General features: G+C 73.5%; 19 protein-coding genes. 11 read left to right on the top strand and 8 right to left on the bottom strand.

Annotated elements, in window-relative coordinates; translation table 11 throughout:
• The first annotated feature begins 21 nt into the window (after positions 1-21).
• Positions 22-639 (top strand): phospholipid scramblase-related protein, encoded by a 618-nt coding sequence (locus tag AB2L27_RS17260; RefSeq protein WP_370442730.1) that lies wholly within the window; start codon positions 22-24, stop codon positions 637-639.
• Positions 626-772, top strand: coding sequence for a hypothetical protein (locus tag AB2L27_RS17255; protein ID WP_370442729.1), 147 nt, complete (start codon positions 626-628; stop codon positions 770-772). The genes AB2L27_RS17260 and AB2L27_RS17255 overlap by 14 nt, the downstream gene beginning before the upstream one ends.
• Here the strand turns inward: AB2L27_RS17255 and AB2L27_RS17250 are convergent.
• Positions 769-1,332, bottom strand: a complete 564-nt coding sequence (locus tag AB2L27_RS17250) for a hypothetical protein (RefSeq protein WP_370442728.1) — start codon at positions 1,330-1,332, stop codon at positions 769-771. The two genes, AB2L27_RS17255 and AB2L27_RS17250, sit on opposite strands and share 4 nt — an antisense overlap.
• A gap of 93 nt (positions 1,333-1,425) precedes the next feature.
• On the opposite strand from AB2L27_RS17250, the gene AB2L27_RS17245 reads away from it, so the two are divergent.
• A complete protein-coding gene (locus AB2L27_RS17245) occupies positions 1,426-2,325 on the top strand; it encodes a hypothetical protein (RefSeq protein WP_370442727.1) in 900 nt (299 codons plus the stop codon).
• Positions 2,326-2,328: 3 nt separating this feature from the next.
• Here AB2L27_RS17245 and AB2L27_RS17240 read toward each other — a convergent pair whose 3' ends face one another.
• Positions 2,329-3,501 (bottom strand): ATP-binding protein, encoded by a 1,173-nt coding sequence (locus AB2L27_RS17240; protein ID WP_370442726.1) that lies wholly within the window; start codon positions 3,499-3,501, stop codon positions 2,329-2,331.
• A 242-nt stretch (positions 3,502-3,743) separates the two neighbouring features.
• On the opposite strand from AB2L27_RS17240, the gene AB2L27_RS17235 reads away from it, so the two are divergent.
• From AB2L27_RS17235 to AB2L27_RS17220, 4 genes are all read left to right on the top strand, one after another.
• Entirely contained in the window at positions 3,744-4,577 is an 834-nt protein-coding gene (locus AB2L27_RS17235; protein WP_370442725.1) for a thymidylate synthase, read from the top strand.
• Complete coding sequence (locus AB2L27_RS17230) at positions 4,577-5,068, top strand: dihydrofolate reductase (RefSeq protein ID WP_370442724.1); 492 nt, start codon at positions 4,577-4,579, stop codon at positions 5,066-5,068. The genes AB2L27_RS17235 and AB2L27_RS17230 overlap by 1 nt, the downstream gene beginning before the upstream one ends.
• Before the next feature lie 78 nt (positions 5,069-5,146).
• Positions 5,147-5,317, top strand: coding sequence for a hypothetical protein (locus AB2L27_RS17225; protein ID WP_370442723.1), 171 nt, complete (start codon positions 5,147-5,149; stop codon positions 5,315-5,317).
• A 69-nt stretch (positions 5,318-5,386) separates the two neighbouring features.
• Positions 5,387-6,097, top strand: a complete 711-nt coding sequence (locus AB2L27_RS17220; RefSeq protein WP_370442722.1) for a DsbA family oxidoreductase — start codon at positions 5,387-5,389, stop codon at positions 6,095-6,097.
• Positions 6,098-6,209: 112 nt separating this feature from the next.
• Here AB2L27_RS17220 and AB2L27_RS17215 read toward each other — a convergent pair whose 3' ends face one another.
• Positions 6,210-6,788, bottom strand: coding sequence for a TerD family protein (locus AB2L27_RS17215; protein ID WP_370442721.1), 579 nt, complete (start codon positions 6,786-6,788; stop codon positions 6,210-6,212).
• Positions 6,789-6,798: 10 nt separating this feature from the next.
• Positions 6,799-7,419, bottom strand: coding sequence for a TetR-like C-terminal domain-containing protein (locus tag AB2L27_RS17210; RefSeq protein WP_370442720.1), 621 nt, complete (start codon positions 7,417-7,419; stop codon positions 6,799-6,801).
• Positions 7,420-7,507: 88 nt separating this feature from the next.
• Here AB2L27_RS17210 and AB2L27_RS17205 point away from each other — a divergent pair, with 88 nt between their 5' ends.
• Complete coding sequence (locus AB2L27_RS17205) at positions 7,508-8,767, top strand: MFS transporter (protein WP_370442719.1); 1,260 nt, start codon at positions 7,508-7,510, stop codon at positions 8,765-8,767.
• A 1-nt stretch (position 8,768) separates the two neighbouring features.
• Here the strand turns inward: AB2L27_RS17205 and AB2L27_RS17200 are convergent, their stop codons facing one another.
• Complete coding sequence (locus tag AB2L27_RS17200; RefSeq protein ID WP_370442718.1) at positions 8,769-8,951, bottom strand: hypothetical protein; 183 nt, start codon at positions 8,949-8,951, stop codon at positions 8,769-8,771.
• Positions 8,952-9,007: 56 nt separating this feature from the next.
• Between AB2L27_RS17200 and AB2L27_RS17195 the strand changes: the two genes are divergently transcribed.
• The 3 genes from AB2L27_RS17195 (at position 9,008) to AB2L27_RS17185 (ending at position 12,717) form a co-directional block, all read left to right on the top strand.
• A complete protein-coding gene (locus tag AB2L27_RS17195) occupies positions 9,008-9,250 on the top strand; it encodes a hypothetical protein (RefSeq protein WP_370442717.1) in 243 nt (80 codons plus the stop codon).
• A 191-nt stretch (positions 9,251-9,441) separates the two neighbouring features.
• The gene (locus AB2L27_RS17190) at positions 9,442-10,728 is read left to right on the top strand and encodes a multidrug effflux MFS transporter (protein WP_370442716.1); all 1,287 of its coding nucleotides are present in this window, start codon (positions 9,442-9,444) and stop codon (positions 10,726-10,728) included.
• Between the two features lie 9 nt (positions 10,729-10,737).
• Positions 10,738-12,717, top strand: a complete 1,980-nt coding sequence (locus tag AB2L27_RS17185) for a M13 family metallopeptidase (RefSeq protein ID WP_370442715.1) — start codon at positions 10,738-10,740, stop codon at positions 12,715-12,717.
• A 4-nt stretch (positions 12,718-12,721) separates the two neighbouring features.
• Here the strand turns inward: AB2L27_RS17185 and AB2L27_RS17180 are convergent, their stop codons facing one another.
• From AB2L27_RS17180 to AB2L27_RS17170, 3 genes are all read right to left on the bottom strand, one after another.
• On the bottom strand, positions 12,722-13,888 hold the full coding sequence (locus tag AB2L27_RS17180; protein WP_370442714.1) for a GGDEF domain-containing protein: 1,167 nt from the start codon (positions 13,886-13,888) through the stop codon (positions 12,722-12,724).
• Positions 13,867-14,292, bottom strand: coding sequence for a histidine kinase N-terminal 7TM domain-containing protein (locus AB2L27_RS17175; protein ID WP_370442713.1), 426 nt, complete (start codon positions 14,290-14,292; stop codon positions 13,867-13,869). Before AB2L27_RS17175 ends, AB2L27_RS17180 begins: the two co-directional genes overlap by 22 nt.
• A 138-nt stretch (positions 14,293-14,430) precedes the next feature.
• Positions 14,431-17,073 carry an MGH1-like glycoside hydrolase domain-containing protein gene (locus tag AB2L27_RS17170; RefSeq protein ID WP_370442772.1) on the bottom strand — a complete coding sequence of 881 codons (2,643 nt, stop codon included), beginning with the start codon at positions 17,071-17,073 and terminating at the stop codon, positions 14,431-14,433.
• Positions 17,074-17,571 lie beyond the last annotated feature (498 nt).

Genomic DNA, 17,571 nt, shown 5'->3' with positions numbered 1-17,571 from the left:
CCCCTGCGCCATGCTGCGACGGTGACCGCGGTCTTCGACGCCCCCGAACTCGTCCTGCGCGAACAGGGCCGCGTGTTCTCGACCCGCCACCACTACGACCTGCTGGCTCCCGACGGGAACGCTCTCGCGGTGGTCGAGGAGGAGCAGCGGCGCGGTTTCCTGGGGATCGTGACGTCCTCCCGCTACGTCGTGGCCGCCGACGGTGCGCCGGTGCTGTTCGTCGAGCGGCCCGCGCGGTGGGGTCAGCGCCTGGAGTTCCACGCCGTCCGGCCCGACGGCAGCCCCCTCGGCCGCGTCCGGCAGGAGAACTCCTGGGGCGCGCCGCGCCTGGAGATCGCGACCCCCGACGGCGTCCTGGCCCGGATGACCGGCGGGGCGTGGGGCAGCCGCGAGTGGACCGTCACCCTGCACGCCGACCCGCGACCGACGAGCCTGCGCACGGCGGGCGACCTGCTCGGCGGGGTGCACCGCCGCCACCGGACGTTCGGCCGCGCCGTCGCCGACGCCGACGAGTTCGTGCTGAGCACGGACCCGGCCCTGGACCCGGACCTGCGGGCCCTCCTGCTCGCCGCGGTCATCGCCCTCGACGGGGTGCGGGACCAGCAGAAGCGGTCGGCGGGCCGACGTGGTGCGACGTAGGCGCCGCCGCCGGGACAGGGCCGGTGAGGTCGCCCAGGGTTCCGCCGACGTCGTGGACCTGTTCTCCCTGGTGTGGACGGTCGTGAAGCTCCCGTTCACGGTCGTCAAGGCGGTCCTCGACGCCCTCGACTAGGGCGCGGGCTCCACGCCGGACCCGACGGAGGACCCGACGGAGGGCCCGCCCACGTCGTCGACGTACCGCGCGCGGTACTCCTCCAGGCCCATCCCCATCCGTCCGGCGGCGGCCCGGTCCTCGGCGTCCACGAACGCGTTCCAGTCGTCGACGACGCGCTGGGTCAGCCGGGGGCCCTCGACGCAGAGGAACGCCTGCCCCTCGGCCAGGTCGGGGGGCGGGGTGCACGGGGAGGCCCCCGGGTAGGCGGACGGGTCGAAGCAGCTCGTCCAGGAGAGCCCGGACACCGCGACGAGGTCGTCGGGGTCCGTCGTCGCCAGTTCCTCCTCGGTGGGCTCGTGCCGCGTGCAGGTGCGCGTCGGCATCGACGTCGCCGGCGGTCCTGCCTGCAGCCACTCCTCGTGCGCGATCTGCTCCGGGCTCGGCGTCCAGACGTCGACGTCGGGCGCCGTGGTGGGGACGTCGGTGGGCGTGCCCGCAGCGGGCGACGCGGCCCCGGCCCCGCAGGCGGTGAGGGCCAGGAGGACGGCCGCGAGCGGCGGGACGAGCACGAGACGCACCCACCGAGCCTGCCAGGGGACGCGGGCGGGCCGGTGGGAACACCGGCCCGTCACCCGTCCAGCCCAGCGCGGCGCGGGTGGGAGGATCGGGACGTGACGACCGCTCCCGCCTTCGGCCTGCTCCTCGACGTCGACGGCCCGATCGCCAGCCCCGTGACCCGCTCGATCAGCGCCCCCGGCCTGCTCGACAGCCTCCTGGAACTCCTCGCCGCGGGGATCCCGGTCGTGTTCAACACCGGCCGCTCCGACACGTTCCTGCGCGAGCAGGTCGTCGGCCCCGTCCTCGCCGCCGGTCTGCCCGCCGCGGCCCGGCTGCACGCGGTGTCCGAGAAGGGGGCGGTGACGTTCAGCGTCACCGCCGACGGCATGGGCCCGGTGGAGGTCAACGAGGCCGTCGCCGTCCCGCGCGAGGCCGTCGTCCGGCTGGAGGCGCTGGCGCGCACCGACTTCGCCGACGTCCTGTTCGTCGACCGCGGCAAGCGCGCGATGGTGTCGCTGGAGCAGCGCCTCGACGTCGACTCCGCCACCTACCTGGCCCGTCAGCCGGAGTACGAGAAGGCCGCGCTGCAGGTCTTCGCCGACCTCGACCTCGGCGTCACCTGGAAGGGCGCGACGATGCCCGACGCCCGGGGCGCCGTGGACTGGCGGATCGACCCGACGATCATCTCCACCGACATCGAGTCCGTGCTGCTCGGCAAGGACCGCGGCGCCGAGATGGCGCTGCGGATGCTCGCGCAGGACGGGGAGCTGCCGCGCGCCTGGCGCACCGTCGGCGACTCCCGCACCGACTACGCCATGGCCGACTGGCTGCACGCGCAGGGCCACGACGTCGTGCACGTCGACGTCCGCCCCGCCGACGGCGTCCCCGTCACGCCCTACCCCGTGCTCGAACCCCGGCACACCGTCCACGACGAAGCCGGTGCCGCCTGGCTCGCCCGCCTCGCGGCCGTGGTGCGGGGTGAGGCGGCCGACGACCGCGACTTCGACGCCTGAGGGTCAGGGTTCGGGCTGGCGGGCGATGAAGGCGGCCATGCCCGGCACGGTGAAGGCGACCACCCCGTGCTCGGGTGCGTGGATCAGCCCCTTCTCGATGAGCTTGGCCCGCACCGGTCCGAGGCTGCTGCTCCGCTTGCCCAGACGTGAGGCGACCTCCCCCGAGGGGCTCCCGACGTCGCCGTCGACCGCCATGGCGCGCAGGTACTGCTGCTCACCTCGCGTCGCCCGGTCCCAGCGGGCGCGGAAGAACCCGGAGTCGAGGGTGGCCCGGCCGGCGACGACGCCGACTCGTGCGTCGTCCAGGCCGATCGACGGACCCGCCGCGTGGTTCCACGTGTCCTGGCCGAACTGCTGGATGAAGTAGGGGTACCCCGATGCCTCGCCGAGGACCAGCGCCGTGGCCTGCGCCTCCCAGATCACCGATTCCTCCCGAGCAGGAGCCGCGAGCGCTTCCTCGGCGAGGACGGGGTCCAGGTGCTCGATGCGGGAGTAGTCGAAGAGCCGTTCGGAGTACGACTTCGCCTCCGACAACTCGCGCGGCAGGCTGGGCAGGCCGGCCAACGCCGTCGTGAGGTGCCAGCCTTCCTGCCCCGCGACGTGGACGGAAGAGCACAAGGCGGTCAGCTCGTCCGTGCCGAGGTCCTGTGCTTCGTCGATGAGGACGGCGAGCCCACCGCCTTCCTCGGCCGCTGCCGCTGCGACGTCCCGCAGCAGCTTGGACAGGTCGGTCTCGAGGACCCCGGTGTCGGCTCCACCGCCCGAGACGTCGCTCAGGTCGAGGCCGAACGACCAAGCACCCGAGGAGTCGTACGACGCCTTGAAGCTGGTCGCCGTCTTCAGCGCCCTGAGCAGGCGCACCCCCGCGGACGGACGCGCCAGGTCGGAGAGGGGGCCGTGCAGCGCTTCGCCGAGCAGTTCGCGCAGCGACTTCCCGACCCCCGCCTCGATCGTGGCGACGACCCACCCTCGACGACGTGCCTCCTTCGCGAACTCGCCCAGCAGCACGGTCTTGCCCACTCCGCACAGGCCGTAGAGGACGACCGGTTGCGCCCCTCGGCCCCTCTCGATGCGTTCGAGGGCCACCTGCCAGGCCCGACGCTGCCGGTCCCGTCCGACGAGGGCCACGGGCGGGCGGCCGGCGCCGGGTGAGTAGGGGTTCCGAACCTCGTCCACGCCTACCAGTCTCTACAGGAGTATGACGATCTGCAATACCTCGTCATACGCGGTCATACGTCGTCATACGTCGTCATACGTCGTCATACGTCGTCATACGTCGTCATACGTTGTCATACGTTGTCATACGTTGTCATACGTCGTCATACGTCGTCATACGTCGTCATACGTCGTCATACTCCGGTAGATCGCACCCCCGCCGCTCGTCCTGGCCCACCCACCGCCTGACCTACGCTCTCCCCGTGCCCGAGCCGCTCCCCACCCCCGCCGTGGACACCCAGGACGTCGACACCCAGTACGAGGACCTCCTGCGCCACGTCCTGGCGACCGGGACCCCGAAGTCCGACCGCACCGGCACGGGCACCCGCAGCGTCTTCGGCCACCAGATGCGCTTCGACCTGGCGAAGGGCTTCCCGCTCGTCACGACCAAGCGCGTCCACTTCAAGTCCGTCGCCCTGGAACTGCTGTGGTTCCTGCGCGGGGACGGCAACGTGCGCTGGCTGCAGGAGCGCGGTGTCACGATCTGGGACGAGTGGGCCGACGAGGACGGTGACCTCGGCCCGGTCTACGGCGTGCAGTGGCGCTCCTGGCCCACGCCCGACGGCCGCCACGTCGACCAGATCACCGAGGTCCTGCACACCCTGCGGACGAACCCGGACTCCCGGCGCATGGTCGTCTCGGCGTGGAACGTCGCCGAGCTCGACAAGATGGCCCTGGCCCCGTGCCACGCCTTCTTCCAGTTCCACGTCGCCGACGGGAAGCTGTCGTGCCAGCTCTACCAGCGCTCGGCCGACCTGTTCCTCGGCGTGCCGTTCAACGTCGCCAGCTACGCCCTGCTGACGGTCCTCGTCGCGAACGAGGTGGGTCTGGAGCCGGGCGACTTCGTCTGGACCGGCGGTGACGTGCACATCTACGACAACCACGTCGACCAGGTGCGCGAGCAGCTGACCCGCGCCCCGCACCCGTTCCCGACGCTGCGGGCCGCGCGCAAACCGCTGCTCGACGTGACCTACGAGGACCTCGAGGTGGTCGGCTACCGGCACCACCCCGCGATCAAGGCCCCGGTGGCCGTCTGATGATCGGCCTCGTCTGGGCGCAGTCCGCGGACGGTGTCATCGGCGCCGACGGGCGCATCCCGTGGCGCGTGCCGGAGGACCTGGCGCACTTCTCGGCGTTGACGACCGGGACCACGGTCGTCATGGGCCGGGCGACGTGGGAGTCCCTGCCGGCCCGCTTCCGCCCGCTGCCGGACCGGCGCAACGTCGTCCTGTCCCGCACCGCCGGCTACGACGCCCCCGGCGCCGAGGTCGTCACCGACCTCGACGTCGCGCTGGCGATGGGGACCGACGTCTGGGTGGTGGGCGGGCAGGCCGTCTACGCGGCGGCGCTCGACCGCGCCGACGTGCTCGTCGTCACCGAGGTCGACGTCCACGTCGACGGCGACACCCGCGCACCGGCGGTCGGTGACCCGTGGCGGCCGGTGGAGACGGGGCAGTGGCGGACGTCCTCGGCGGGTCCCCGGTTCCGCGTCGTGACGTGGCGGCGGGACGACCCCCCGACGGGGTGAACCCCTGGCGCGGCAGGGGTTCTCGTGCCACCGTGAGGCACCGGGCCCTGCTGGGGCTCCCCGCCGAAGGAGGCAGTCGTGGTGACGCTCTTCCTCTCCCTCGCCGTGATCCTGGTCGTGGCCGGTGTGGTCGGTCACCTGTGCTCGGCCTCCCGGCCCGGGGACCGCAGGCTCGGCCCCGTGCCCCCTTCGAGGCGGCACCGCTCCGACATCGCCTGGCCGGGCGTCTTCGGCCGCGGCGACGACTGACCGCTCCGGGCCCATCACCCGGTTGCCCGGAACAGCGGCGCGCCCGGGCCGGTTGCGCCCCTCGTGAAGGTGGAAATCTGGTCCGACGTCGTCTGTCCGTGGTGCTACATCGGCAAGCGCCGGTTCGAGAGCGCGCTGCGCGACTTCGAGCACGCCGACGACGTCGAGGTGGTGTGGCGGTCCTTCGAGCTCGACCCTACGACCGAGACGGTCCACGAGAAGGCGGACGGCCCCGGCGACGCCCACCTGCGGCGGCTGTCGGCGAAGTTCGGCCGGCCCGTCGAGGAGGTCGCGCCGATGGTCGCCCACGTCGACGAGACCGCCGCGGCCGAGGGTCTGGAGTTCCACCAGGACGTCTCCGTCCCGGCCAACACCGTCAAGGCCCACCAGCTCCTGCACCTGGCGGCCGAGCGCGGCGTGCAGGACGCCGTGAAGGAACGCCTGCTGCGCGCCCACTTCACCGAGGGTGAACCCGTCGGCGACGAGGAGACCCTGGTGCGCCTCGTGGCGCAGGCCGGGCTGGACGCCGAGGAGGCCCGCGCGGTCCTGACCGAGGACCGCTACCTCGCCGCCGTCCGCGCCGACGTCGCCGAGGCCCGCGCTCTCGGGGCCCGTGGGGTGCCGTTCTTCGTCGTGGACCGGACGTACGGGATCTCCGGGGCCCAGCCCACCGAGCAGTTCGCCCAGGTGCTGCGCCGGGCGTGGGCCGAGAGCCACCCGCTCACCCTCGTCGGGGAGACGTCCGCCGACGCCTGCGGCCCCGACGGCTGCGCGATCTGACGGTCGCGGGAACCGCCCACCGGCTGCGCAGGGTGCCCTCGTTGCCTCCCCGGGGACGATGATCGTCCCCGGGGAGGCAACGAGGCACCCCGCGGTCCGCGTGCCCCCGTCGTCAGGACACGTTCACCCCGAAGTCCTGCGCGATCCCGAGCAGACCGGAGGCGTACCCCTGCCCGACGGCGCGGAACTTCCACTCGCCGCTGTGGCGGTACACCTCCCCGAACACCATCGCCGTCTCGGTCGAGGCGTCCTCGGACAGGTCGTACCGGACGACCTCGCTGCCGTCGGCGCGGTTGACGAGGCGGATGAAGGCGTTGACGACCTGCCCGAAGCTCTGCCGGCGCGCCTCGGCGTCGTGGATGGAGACGGCGAACACGATCCTGTCGACGTCGGCGGGCACGCTGCGCAGGTCGATCTCGATGCTCTCGTCGTCCCCCTCGCCCTCACCGGTGCGGTTGTCGCCGGTGTGCCGGACGGTCCCGTCGGGGCTGGCGAGCTGGTTGTAGAAGACGAAGTGCGCGTCGGACAGCACCTTCCCGCTCGTCCCGAGCATCAGCGCGCTGGCGTCGAGGTCGAAGTCCAGGCCGGTCGTCGTGCGCACGTCCCACCCCAGGCCGACGGTCGCCTCGTCGAGGTTCGGGGCCACCTTGGCCAGCGAGACGTTTCCACCCTTGGCGAGAGTCACACCCATGCCCCCGAACCTACCTGCGCGGGCTGGACGTCGCCCGGGCGGTCGCCGGGTCCACGAGCCGGTCCACGAGCCGGTCCACGAGCAGGTCGACGAGCACCTCCACGGCCGGGGCGGGCAGGCCGAAGAGGGCGCGCAGGTAGATCGGTGCGACGAGGTGGTCCAGGACGCGGGTGGGGCTCGGGGCCTGCTCGCCGCGCGCCTGCGCGGTCGCCAGGATCGTCTCGGCCTGGCTGCTGCGCCCGACGAGGCAGGCCGAGCAGGCGGACTCGACCCGTTCGGGCGCACCGGGATCGGCGGGTCCGGCGGCGACGGCGGCGCGCAGCAGGGCCAGTTCCTCGGGGCGGCCGGCCTCCTCCACGAGCGCGGCACCCCAGGCCAGCAGGTCCCCGCGCAGCGAACCGGTGTCCGGCACGGCCGAGCTCGTCCCGAACCGCACGAGCGCGGTGTCGGCGAGCAGTCCGGCGACGTCGCCCCAGCGGCGGTAGACGCTGGTGGCGTTGACCCCGGCGCGGGCGGCGACCTGCGGCACGGTCAGCGGTTCCCCCGCGGCGAGCAGGTCCACGACGGCTCGGTGGACGGCGGCCGTCACCTTCGCGCTGCGCCCGCCGGGGCGCGCCATCGTCGGCGTCATGGTGGCAGCTTAACGCAAACGGTGTTGCGTTAGCCGGCGACCCCGAGTAGTTTCCCCATGACACTTCCCCGACGTCCCAGGAGCGCCCGTGCCCCGCCCCGCGACCAGTCCCCGCACGGGGTTCGTCCTGGTCACCCTCACGCTCGGACTGCTCGTCGCCGCGAGCTCGGCGCCCTCACCGGTCTTCCCCGTCTACCAGGAGCAGTGGGGGGTCGGCCCGGCGGCGATCACCGTCGTCTTCGCGGTCTACGCCGCCGTGCTGCTCGTCGCCCTGCTGACCGTCGGGTCCCTGTCCGACCACCTGGGCCGCCGCCCCGTGGTCGCGGCCGCCCTCGTGGGCGTCCTGGTCTCCATGCTCGTCCTGTCCCGGGCCGACGACGTCGCCACCCTCGTCGCCGGCCGTGCGCTGCAGGGCTTCTCCACCGGCACGGCCATCGGGGCGCTCGGGGCCTGGCTGCTCGACCTCGCCGGGCCCGACCGCACCGCGCTGGCCCAGCTCGTCAACGGGGCCGCCCCGCCCACGGGCCTCATGGCCGGCGGTCTGGGCGCCGGGGTGCTCGTCCAGTTCGCCCCCGGACCCACCCGGCTCACCTACCTGGTCCTCGCCGGGCTGCTGCTCGTCGCGCTCGTCGCCGTCGCCCTCACCCCCGACGCCGTCGGCCGCGCACCCGGTGCGCTGCGCTCGCTGCGGCCCGTCGTGCGGCTGCCCGCGTCCTCCCGCGGCCCCTTCGCCGCCAGCCTGCCCGGGTTCCTCGGCAGCTGGGGCCTGGGCGGCCTGTGCCTGGGACTGGGACCCTCTGTCGTGGCCGGGGTCCTCGGCCTGCACGACCACGTCGCCGGTGGCCTCGTCGTCGCCTCCGTGGCCGGGGTCGGCGCCGTGACGGGTCTGCTGACCCGGCACCGGGACCCCCGCCGCGTCGTCACCCTGGGGATGGCCGGGCTCGTCGTCGGCCCCCTCGTCCTGACCCTCGGTCTGACCCTGTCGTCCGTGCCCGTCTTCTTCGCCGGGGCGCTGCTGTCCGGGGTCGGCTTCGGCGCCGGGTTCCAGGGCGCCCTGCGCGGCGTGCTCGGCACCGCGCCCGCCCACGAGCGCGCCGGGGTCCTCGCCGCCGTCTACGTCGTCAGCTACCTCGCGTTCGGCGTGCCCGCGGTCGTCGCCGGCTTCCTCGCCCCGCACCTGGGCCTGCGGCCCGTCGTCGACGGCTACGCCGCCCTCGTCGTCCTGGCCGGTGCGGCCGGTCTCGTGACGAGCGTCCGCGCCGGCCGCCGGGTCCCGCGCCACTCCGCGGACCTGCCCGGCCAGCGCCGGCGCTCGTCGGACGCCCGCCCGCTGCGCGAACGCGCCTGACCTACCGCTGCGAGCGGTGCAGCACCAGCCCCGCACCGCAGACGACGACCAGGACCCCCGCCGGCCACATCACCCGGGCCGGCGGGGGTGCGGCGGAGAAGGAGGCCGCGACCAGCAGCACCAGGACCGCCCCGGACACGGCCGTCGCCAGGACCAGCAGGGCCGTCACCGTCGATCGTTCCACCCACCCACGGTAGGCACCGGGTCAAGCTCCCGGCGCCGCCTGCCGATCACCACGGCGTGACCCTGCGCCCCGGTCAGCACGTCGCCTTCAGCGGCCACTTCCTCCTGCCCCGCGCCGACCTCCGGGCCCGCGCGCGCCGGGCCGGCCTGCACGTCGACGAGGTCGTCACCGAGGCCACCGACGTCCTCGTCGCCAACGACGCGGGATCGGGGTCGGCCGCCGTCCGCGCCGCGCTCGCCCTCGGCACCCCCGTCCTGGACGAGTACACCTTCGAGAGCTCCCTCCCGCTGGCCGCCTGAGCCCGCGCCGGGATCGGCCGCCGCCCCGCGGCCGGACCGGACCGACGAGACCGGTACCGGGTTCGGAATCTGGCAGGACGCCGTCGCCCCCCGCGTCCTAGGGTGGGGGGGACGGCGGCGCCCGGCCGCGTCGAGCCCCGCCCGGCGCCGTGCGAGGCACCTCCGCGACTGCCCCCGAGGATCCCCCGCGCATGTCCGCGCTCCAGACCGCGCCCCCCACCCGCCGCCGCTCCACCGTCGGGCTCGTCGTCCTGCTCGGCGCCATGGCCGCTCTCGGCGCCGTGACCATCGACCTCTACCTGCCCTCGCTGCCCGAGGTCGCCCAGGACCTCGGCACGACCCGCGCCCGCACCCAGCTCACGATCACCGGTGTCCTCGTGGGCTCCGCGCTCGGCCAGCTCGTCGTCGGCCCCCTCTCCGACGCCTTCGGCCGCCGCCGGCCCGCGATGGTCGGCTTCGCCGTCTACGTCGTCGCCAGCGCCCTGTGCGCGCTCGCCCCGAACCTGCCCACCCTCGTCGCCTTCCGCGTCCTGTCCGGGGTGGGCGCCTCGGCCGGCGCCGTCATCGGCATGGCCGTCATCCGTGACCTGTTCACCGGGCCCGCGGCCGCCCGGCTGCAGTCCCGGCTCGTCCTCGTCATCGGCGTCGCCCCGCTGTTCGCCCCCACCGTCGGCGGGGCCATCGCGAACCACACGGGCTGGCGGCCGGTCCTGGGCCTGCTCGTCCTCGCCGGCGCCGGCGTCCTCCTCGCCGTGTGGCGCTCGCTGCCGGAGACGCGGCGGGAGCTGTGCGACTCGGCCGGGCAGGCCCGCACCGAGGCACGGGCCGCTCCGGTCGTGCCCGAGCGGACCCGCCGCGTGCTGCGCACCTTCGCCGGCTACCGCGAGCTCGTCCGCGACCGGCGCTTCCTGGCCCTCGCCGCGATGCCCGGCCTCGCCCTCGCCGTGATCATGTCCTACGTCTCGACGTCGGTCTTCGTGCTGCAGGACGGCTTCGGCCTCGTCGGCACCGGCTTCGCCGTCTTCTTCGCCCTCAACGGCACCGCGCTCATCGGTGGCACGCAGCTCAACGCGGCCCTCGTCGAGCGGATCGGCTCCCCCCGGTTGCTGCGGGTGGGCGTGACCGCCGCCGCCGTCTTCGGCGCGGCCCTCACCGTGTCGCTGCTGTCCGGCACCGACCGCCTCGTCCTGTTCGCCCTCCCGCTGTACCTGCTGCTGCTCAGCCTGGGCCTCATCATGCCCAACGCGGTGGCGCTCGCCCTGGAACCGTACGGCGACAGCGCCGGGGCGGCCGCCGCGCTGGTGACGGCCCTGCAGTCCGGGGTGGGCGGGCTCGTCGGCGTCCTCGTCGGCCTGCTCGGCGGGGACGCGCACGCGATGGCGTTCGTCGTCCTGGGCGCGGTCGTGCTCAACGTCGCGCTCCTGCTCTCGGTCTGGCCCGCGGTCCGGCCCGGCGCGGGACCGACGGCCACGCCCTAGGGTGAGGTCATGAGCTCGATCACGGACGCCCAGCCCGCGGGCAGCGACGTCGACCCGTCGGTGCGCCCCCAGGACGACCTCTTCCGGCACGTCAACGGCCGCTGGCTGGCGACGACGGAGATCCCCGACGACCGCGCCGTCGACGGGGCCTTCATCCGGCTGCGCGACCAGTCCGAGGCCGAGTGCCGCACCATCGTCGAGGCCGCCGCCGACGCCGCGGCCACCGGCGAGGCGGTCCCCGGCACCGTCCGGCAGAAGATCGGCGACCTGTTCGCCAGCTTCATGGACACCGACCGCATCGACGCGCTGGGCACCACCCCGCTGGACCCCGAGCTCGCCGCCGTGGACGCGATCACCGACCACGCCGACCTCGTCCGCCGGCTCGGCGCCTTCGAGCGCTCCGGGGTCGGCGGCCCCTTCGCCTACTGGGTCGACACCGACAACGCCAAGTCCGATGAGTACGTCGTCTACCTCACCCAGTCCGGTCTCGGCCTGCCCGACGAGTCGTACTACCGCGAGGAGCAGTACGAGCAGGTCCGCGCGGCCTACCTCGGGCACGTCGAACGCATCCTGACCCTCGGCCACCGCCCGGACCCGGCCGGTGCCGCGCAGCGCGTCCTGGACCTGGAGACGGCGCTCGCGGCCCACCACTGGGACCGGGTGCGCAACCGCGACGCCAACGCCACCTACAACAAGGTGGACCGCGCGGGTCTGGACGCCCTGCTGCCCGGTGTCGACCTGGCCGCCTGGCTCGAGGCCGCCGAGCTGCCGGCGTCGGCCTTCGCCCAGGTCGTCGTCCGCCAGCCGAGCTACCTGAGCGGCATGGCCGAGGTGCTGCTCGCGACGCCGGTCCAGACGTGGAAGGACTGGCTCGGCTGGCGCGTCCTGCACCAGGCCGCCGCCTTCCTGCCCGGGGAGTTCGTCGAGGAGAACTTCGCCTTCTACGGCACGACGCTCACCGGTGCGCCCCAGCTGCGCGAGCGGTGGAAGCGCGGGGTCGGTCTGGTCGAGGGCACCCTCGGTGAGGCCCTCGGTGAGCTCTACGTCGCCGAGCACTTCCCGCCGGCCGCCAAGGCGCGCATGCAGGAGCTGGTCGCCAACCTCGTGGAGGCCTACCGCCAGGACATCGAGGCCCTGGACTGGATGACGCGGGAGACGAAGGACCGGGCGCTGGACAAGCTCGGGAAGTTCACCCCGAAGATCGGCCACCCCGACCGGTGGCGGGACTACTCGGCGCTGACGATCGACCGCACGGACCTGATCGGCAACGTCCGGCGCGCCTTCGCCGTCGAGGTGGACCGCGAGCTGGCCAAGCTCGGCGGGCCCGTGGACCGCAGCGAGTGGTTCATGACGCCGCAGACGGTCAACGCCTACTACAACCCGGGCATGAACGAGATCGTCTTCCCCGCCGCGATCCTGCGCCCGCCCTTCTTCTCCCTCGACGCCGACGACGCGGAGAACTACGGCGGCATCGGCGCGGTCATCGGCCACGAGATCGGCCACGGCTTCGACGACCAGGGCTCGAAGTACGACGGGGCGGGCAACCTCAACGACTGGTGGACCGACGCCGACCGCGCCGAGTTCGGCCAGCGCACCCAGGCCCTCATCGACCAGTACGACGCCCTGGAACCCCCCGAGACGCCGGGCAGGACGGTCAACGGCTCGCTGACGGTCGGGGAGAACATCGGCGACCTCGGCGGGCTGACGATCGCGCACAAGGCCTACGAGATCGCCCTCGGCGGCCAGGAGGCCCCCGTCGTGGACGGCCTGACGGGCAGCCAGCGCCTGTTCTTCGGCTGGGCGAAGGTGTGGTGCGGCAAGGTCCGCCCCGCCGAGGTCGAGCGGCGCCTGGCCATCGACCCGCACTCCCCGCCGGAGTTCCGCTGCAACGCGGTCGTGCGCAACCTCGTGGAGTTCCACGACGCGTTCGGCACCCGGCCCGGGGACGGCCTGTGGCTGGACCCGGCCGAGCGGGTCCGCATCTGGTGACCGGCTAGTCCGCGAGCGCGACCCGGTCGCGGCCGCCGCCCTTGGCCTCGTACAGGGCGCGGTCGGCCGAGAGCAGGAGCTCGTCCGGCGTCGTCCCGTGCTCCGGTGCCGTGGCCACGCCCGCGCTGATGGTGATGCGCAGCGACTCCACGCCGACGCGCACGCCCGCGCAGGCGGCGCGCAGGTCCTCGGCCCGGGCCCGGGCGGCGTCGGTGTCGAGGTGGGGCAGCAGGACGACGAACTCCTCCCCGCCGTAGCGGACGACGTCCTCGGGGCGGGCGTGCGCGCCCAGCGCCCGGGCGACCTCGACGAGCACGTCGTCCCCGACGGCGTGCCCGTGCGCGTCGTTGATCGCCTTGAAGTGGTCGACGTCCAGGAGCACGAGCGAGAGCGGCCGACCGGTCTCGACCGTCGTCCGCAACCGCGCGGTGAGGTCCTCGACGAACCGCCGCCGGTTGCGCAGGCCGGTGAGCGGGTCGCGCGCCGCCTCCTCGGCCAGGTCCGCCTGCAGCCGCTCGATGGTGGCGACCTGGTCCCGCAACCGCTCGTTGGCCCGTTCCAGCGCACGCTGCGCCTGCAGCCGCTCGGTGACGTCGCGGGCGACGACGACCCGTCCCAGCGGGGTGCCGCGGTCGTCGCGGATCCAGCGGGTGCGGACGTCGAGGTGGTTCCCGCCGGCCAGCCGGACGACCGTCTCCCCCTCCCCGGCCCTGACGGAGTCGGCGACGACCGCCTCCACGAGGTCGCCGAAGGGCCGGCCGACGACGGCGTCGCGCGGCCCGGCGTCCGGTCGCAGCAGGGCGTGCCCGGCGGGGTTGACGTCGACCAGGCGTTCCCGGAAGTCGACGACGAAGACGGCGTCGGTGACGGTCTCCACGACGAGCGAGCGGGCGACCGGCACGAGGCGCAGCAGGTCCTGCTGCAGCACGGCGTAGGCGAAGAGGACCCCCGTGACGGCGAAGGCCAGCGGGGTGACGTCGACGGCGAGGGCGATGCCCGGCAGGACGACCGCCAGGTTGCACACCAGGGGGGCCAGGACCGCGACGAGCATCGTCGTGGCCTGCCGGCGCAGCAGACCCCGCGTGCTGCGGCGCAACCGCCAGACCGAGGAGGCGGCCGAGAGGACCACGGCGTAGCTGTAGGCCGTGTTCACCCAGAACAGCGGCCCCACGGTGACGATCCGCCGCGGGGGTCCCCGACGTGCTCGACGGTGGCGTGGAACCAGTGCAGGTGCGGGTCCACCGCCAGGGCCACGAGGGCCAGGGCGGGGACGACGCCGAGGGCGAGGACGCGGCGGGGGCGCAGCGCACGGCCGCCGACGGCGTCGACGAACAGCCGCAGCGAGAGCACGGTGCCCCCCACGCCGAGGAACTGGGGGAAGACCGTCAGGTCGAGCCACCGGGCGGGCAGCCAGGTGTTCTGCAGGACGACGGAGACGCCCCACAGGGTCACCGAGGCCAGCCCCGCGGCGAGGGGGAGCGCGGCGGGGGTCTCCCGCCGCCGCCGGAACGCGAGCACGCCCGTCGTCGCCGTGATCGTCGCGGCGAGGGCGATCAGCAGCGCGATCGGTTCCACCGCCGTCATCGACGTCCTCGCCCCCGGTGCGTCAGGCCGGCCGCGGTGACCGGTCCTCCAGCCTGGCATCGACCACCGACGGTGGGCAGGACATGGGCCGTCCGGGGGACACCGGACGGCCCGCACGTCCTCGCCGGGTCAGCGGCCGGGCGGGCTGGGGGGCAGCCGCGGGTGCAGGAGGTGCGCGACCAGGGCCGTCCAGCCCGTCTGGTGGGTGGCTCCCAGCCCCTCACCGGTGTCGCCGTCGAAGTACTCGTTGAAGGTGATGTGCTCGCGCCACAGCGGGTCCTCGCTCGCCTCCAGGCGCTGCCCGTCGGCCGGCCGGCGCCCGTCGACGGGGCGGAAGAGGTTGACGAGGCTGTCGTCGATGAGGTCGGCGGCCTGGACGAGGTCGATGCGCCGTCCCGAGCCCTTGGGCACCTCGATGGTCAGCTCGTCGCCGAAGAAGCGGCCCAGCGTGCGCAGCTTGTCGGCCAACAGGACGTTGACCGGGAACCAGATGGGCCCGCGCCAGTTGGAGTTGCCCCCGAACATGCCGGTCCGGGACTCACCCGGTTCGTAGACGACCGAGGAGCTCTGCCCCTCGACCGACGTCCAGACCTCCTCCTTCACCGCCGCCGACAGCGAGCGGATGCCGAAGTCGGACAGGAACTGGTCGTGGTCGAACATCCGCTCCAGGATCCGGACCAGCCGGGGCCGGTCGACGAGGGACAGCAGCATCCGCCGCCCCTCCGGCGTGGAGCGCGTCAGCAGCGGCAGCGTGAGGTCGGGCCGGCGCTTCTGCAGCCAGCGCAGCCGGGCGGTGAGGTCGGGGGTCTCCTCGGCGATCCACGACGGCACGTCGGTGGACCCCAGGATCGGCAGCAGCCCGACCATCGAGGGCACGCGCATGGGCTCGGAGGACCCGTCGGGCCGCAGCAGCACGTCGTAGTAGAAGCCGTCCTCCTCGTCCCACAGCGACGCGTCGTGGGAGCCGAAGGAGTTCATGGCCTGCGCGATGGACAGGAAGTGCTCGAGGAACTTCGTCGCGGCGTCCTCCCACGCCGGGTCGTGCCGCGACAGCTCCAGGGCGATCTTGAACATCTGCTGGCAGTAGAAGGCCATCCAGCTCGTGGCGTCGGACTGCTCCAGCCGGTACCCGGGGGGCAGCTCGGCGGACCGGTCGAACAGGCCGATGTTGTCCATCCCGAGGAAGCCGCCCTCGAAGAGGTTGGACCCGCTGGAGTCCTTGCGGTTGACCCACCACGAGAAGTTCAGCAGCAGCTTGGTGAACACCCGCACGAGGAAGCCCTGGTCGCGGTAGCCGTCGAGCCGGTACACGTGCCAGGCGGCCCACGCGTGCACGGGCGGGTTGACGTCGCCGAACGCCCACTCGTAGGCGGGGAGCTGCCCGTTGGGGTGCATCGACCACTCGCGGCACATGAGCACGAGCTGTTCCTTGGCGAACTCGGGGTCGACGTGGGCCAGGGGGATGGCGTGGAAGGCCAGGTCCCAGGCCGCGAACCACGGGTACTCCCACTCGTCGGGCATGGAGATGACGTCGGCCAGCGACAGGTGGCTCCACGTGACGTTGCGCGCGCCGCGGCCCTTGCGGGACTCCGGCGACGGTTCGGTCTCGGGGTCCCCGCCGAGCCACTGCCGGACGTCGTAGCGGTACAGCTGCTTGGTCCACAGCAGACCCGCGTAGGCGCGGCGGGCGATGTGCCGGTCGGACTCGCCGAGGCCGGGGTGGATGACCTGGTCGTAGAAGTCGTCGGCCTCCCGCCGCCGGTCGCGCAGCACGGCGTCGTAGCCGGGGCCGAACGTGTCCCGGCTCGGGGCCGGCGGGGACAGCCGCAGGCGTACCTGGACGGTCTCACCGGGGGCGACGGAGTCGAAGGAGTACCAGAACGCCGCCTTGGTGCCCTCGCGGCGCGGGTTCACGGCGGTCGTGTCGCCGTGGACGATCCGCCGGTCGACGCCGTCCTTGGTGAAGGCCGTGGGGTTGGACGCGGCCCCGAACAGCTCGACGAGGTTGGTCTCGTTCTCGCAGAAGAGCACCTCGGGAGAACCCTCGGCGCTGACGTGGTACCGGCCGAGGTGGCCGTGCTCGCACTCCACCGACTCCAGCCCGCCGACGGCCAGCGTCGGCGGCAGCAGCTGGGTCATGGTGCCGCGGCGCCGGTCCCAGCCCCAGGACCAGGTGTTGCGGAACCACACCTGCGGGACGAGGTCGAGGGGGGCCGGGTCGGGCCCGTGGTTGGTCGCCGTGACGACCATGCACAGGTCGTCCGCGCCCGCCTTGGCGTAGGTGACCTCGACGTCGAAGAAGCGGTTGCCGTCCAGGACGCCGGTGTCCCCGAGCTCGTACTCGCGCTCGTCGCGCCCGCGCTGGGCGTTCTCGGTGCGCAGCTGCTCGTAGGGGAACTCGGCCTGCGGGTACCGGTAGAGCCACCTCATCCAGGAGTGGCTGGGGGTGCCGTCCAGGGCCCACCAGTACTCCTTGGCGTCCTCGCCGTGGTTGCCCTCGCCGTTGGTCAGCCCGAAGAGACGCTCCTTGAGGAAGGGGTCCTCGCGGTTCCACAGGGCGACGCCCAGGTTCAGGAAGCCGAACCGGTCGCACACGGCACCCAGGCCGTCCTCGCCCCAGCGGTAGGCGCGCGCCCGCGCCTGGTCGAAGGGGAAGGCGGACCAGGCGTCCCCACCGGGGGTGTAGTCCTCGCGGACGGTGCCCCACTGCCGCCCGGCCACGTACGGGCCCCACAGTCGCCAGGGGCCGTCGGCGCCGGGCGATTCCGCCATGCGGGCGTGCTCGGCGCTGCGGTGCTCGGGAGCCGGCTCGGGGGAGTGGGTGGCCTCGGTCACCGGCACAGTGTCCCAAGAGCGGGCGAGGCCCGCGTGGTGACGGCCGCGGACGGCGGGAAGGCTTGCCGCGCAACGCGTCGCACCGGAGGGACCGAGGCGATTTGCCTGGGCGACGCCTGGCCGTCTAATGTTCTTCATGTCGCCGCGAGCAACGGGGCGGACGCCGAGGGTCACAACCCGAAGGGTCCGCACGATGCCTGGCGGCACCGGAAGCTTCTTGAGCGGGGCTGGGTTGAGGTTTGGCCTGGTTCCCGGTTAAGGTGGGAAAGTTGCCCCTCTTCCGCTGACCCTCTCGCTGAGGGTCGGTTCGGGGTGGGTGCGTCCGGTTCTTGAGAACTCAACAGTGCGCTAGAAAAATGTTGATGCCAATGCATTAACCCCCAATGGTCTCCACTCCTGTGTGGGTGGGGATCGGGGTTCCTTTGGGATCTACCC

This window comes from Kineococcus halophytocola (assembly GCF_041276425.1).
GTDB classification, from domain to species: Bacteria; Actinomycetota; Actinomycetes; order Actinomycetales; family Kineococcaceae; genus Kineococcus; species Kineococcus halophytocola.
Note: the sequence above shows the minus strand (reverse complement) of the source record. Positions and strands in the feature narration are given on the sequence as shown.

Bases quoted from the DNA above. Each gene is read 5' to 3' on its own strand.
- AB2L27_RS17230 (WP_370442724.1), top strand. From the start codon at position 4,577: ATGATCGGCCTCGTCTGGGCGCAGTCCGCGGACGGTGTCATCGGCGCC.
- AB2L27_RS17215 (WP_370442721.1), bottom strand. From the start codon at position 6,788: ATGGGTGTGACTCTCGCCAAGGGTGGAAACGTCTCGCTGGCCAAGGTG.
- AB2L27_RS17210 (WP_370442720.1), bottom strand. From the start codon at position 7,419: ATGACGCCGACGATGGCGCGCCCCGGCGGGCGCAGCGCGAAGGTGACG.
- AB2L27_RS17190 (WP_370442716.1), top strand. From the start codon at position 9,442: ATGTCCGCGCTCCAGACCGCGCCCCCCACCCGCCGCCGCTCCACCGTC.
- AB2L27_RS17185 (WP_370442715.1), top strand. From the start codon at position 10,738: ATGAGCTCGATCACGGACGCCCAGCCCGCGGGCAGCGACGTCGACCCG.
- AB2L27_RS17170 (WP_370442772.1), bottom strand. From the start codon at position 17,073: ATGGCGGAATCGCCCGGCGCCGACGGCCCCTGGCGACTGTGGGGCCCG.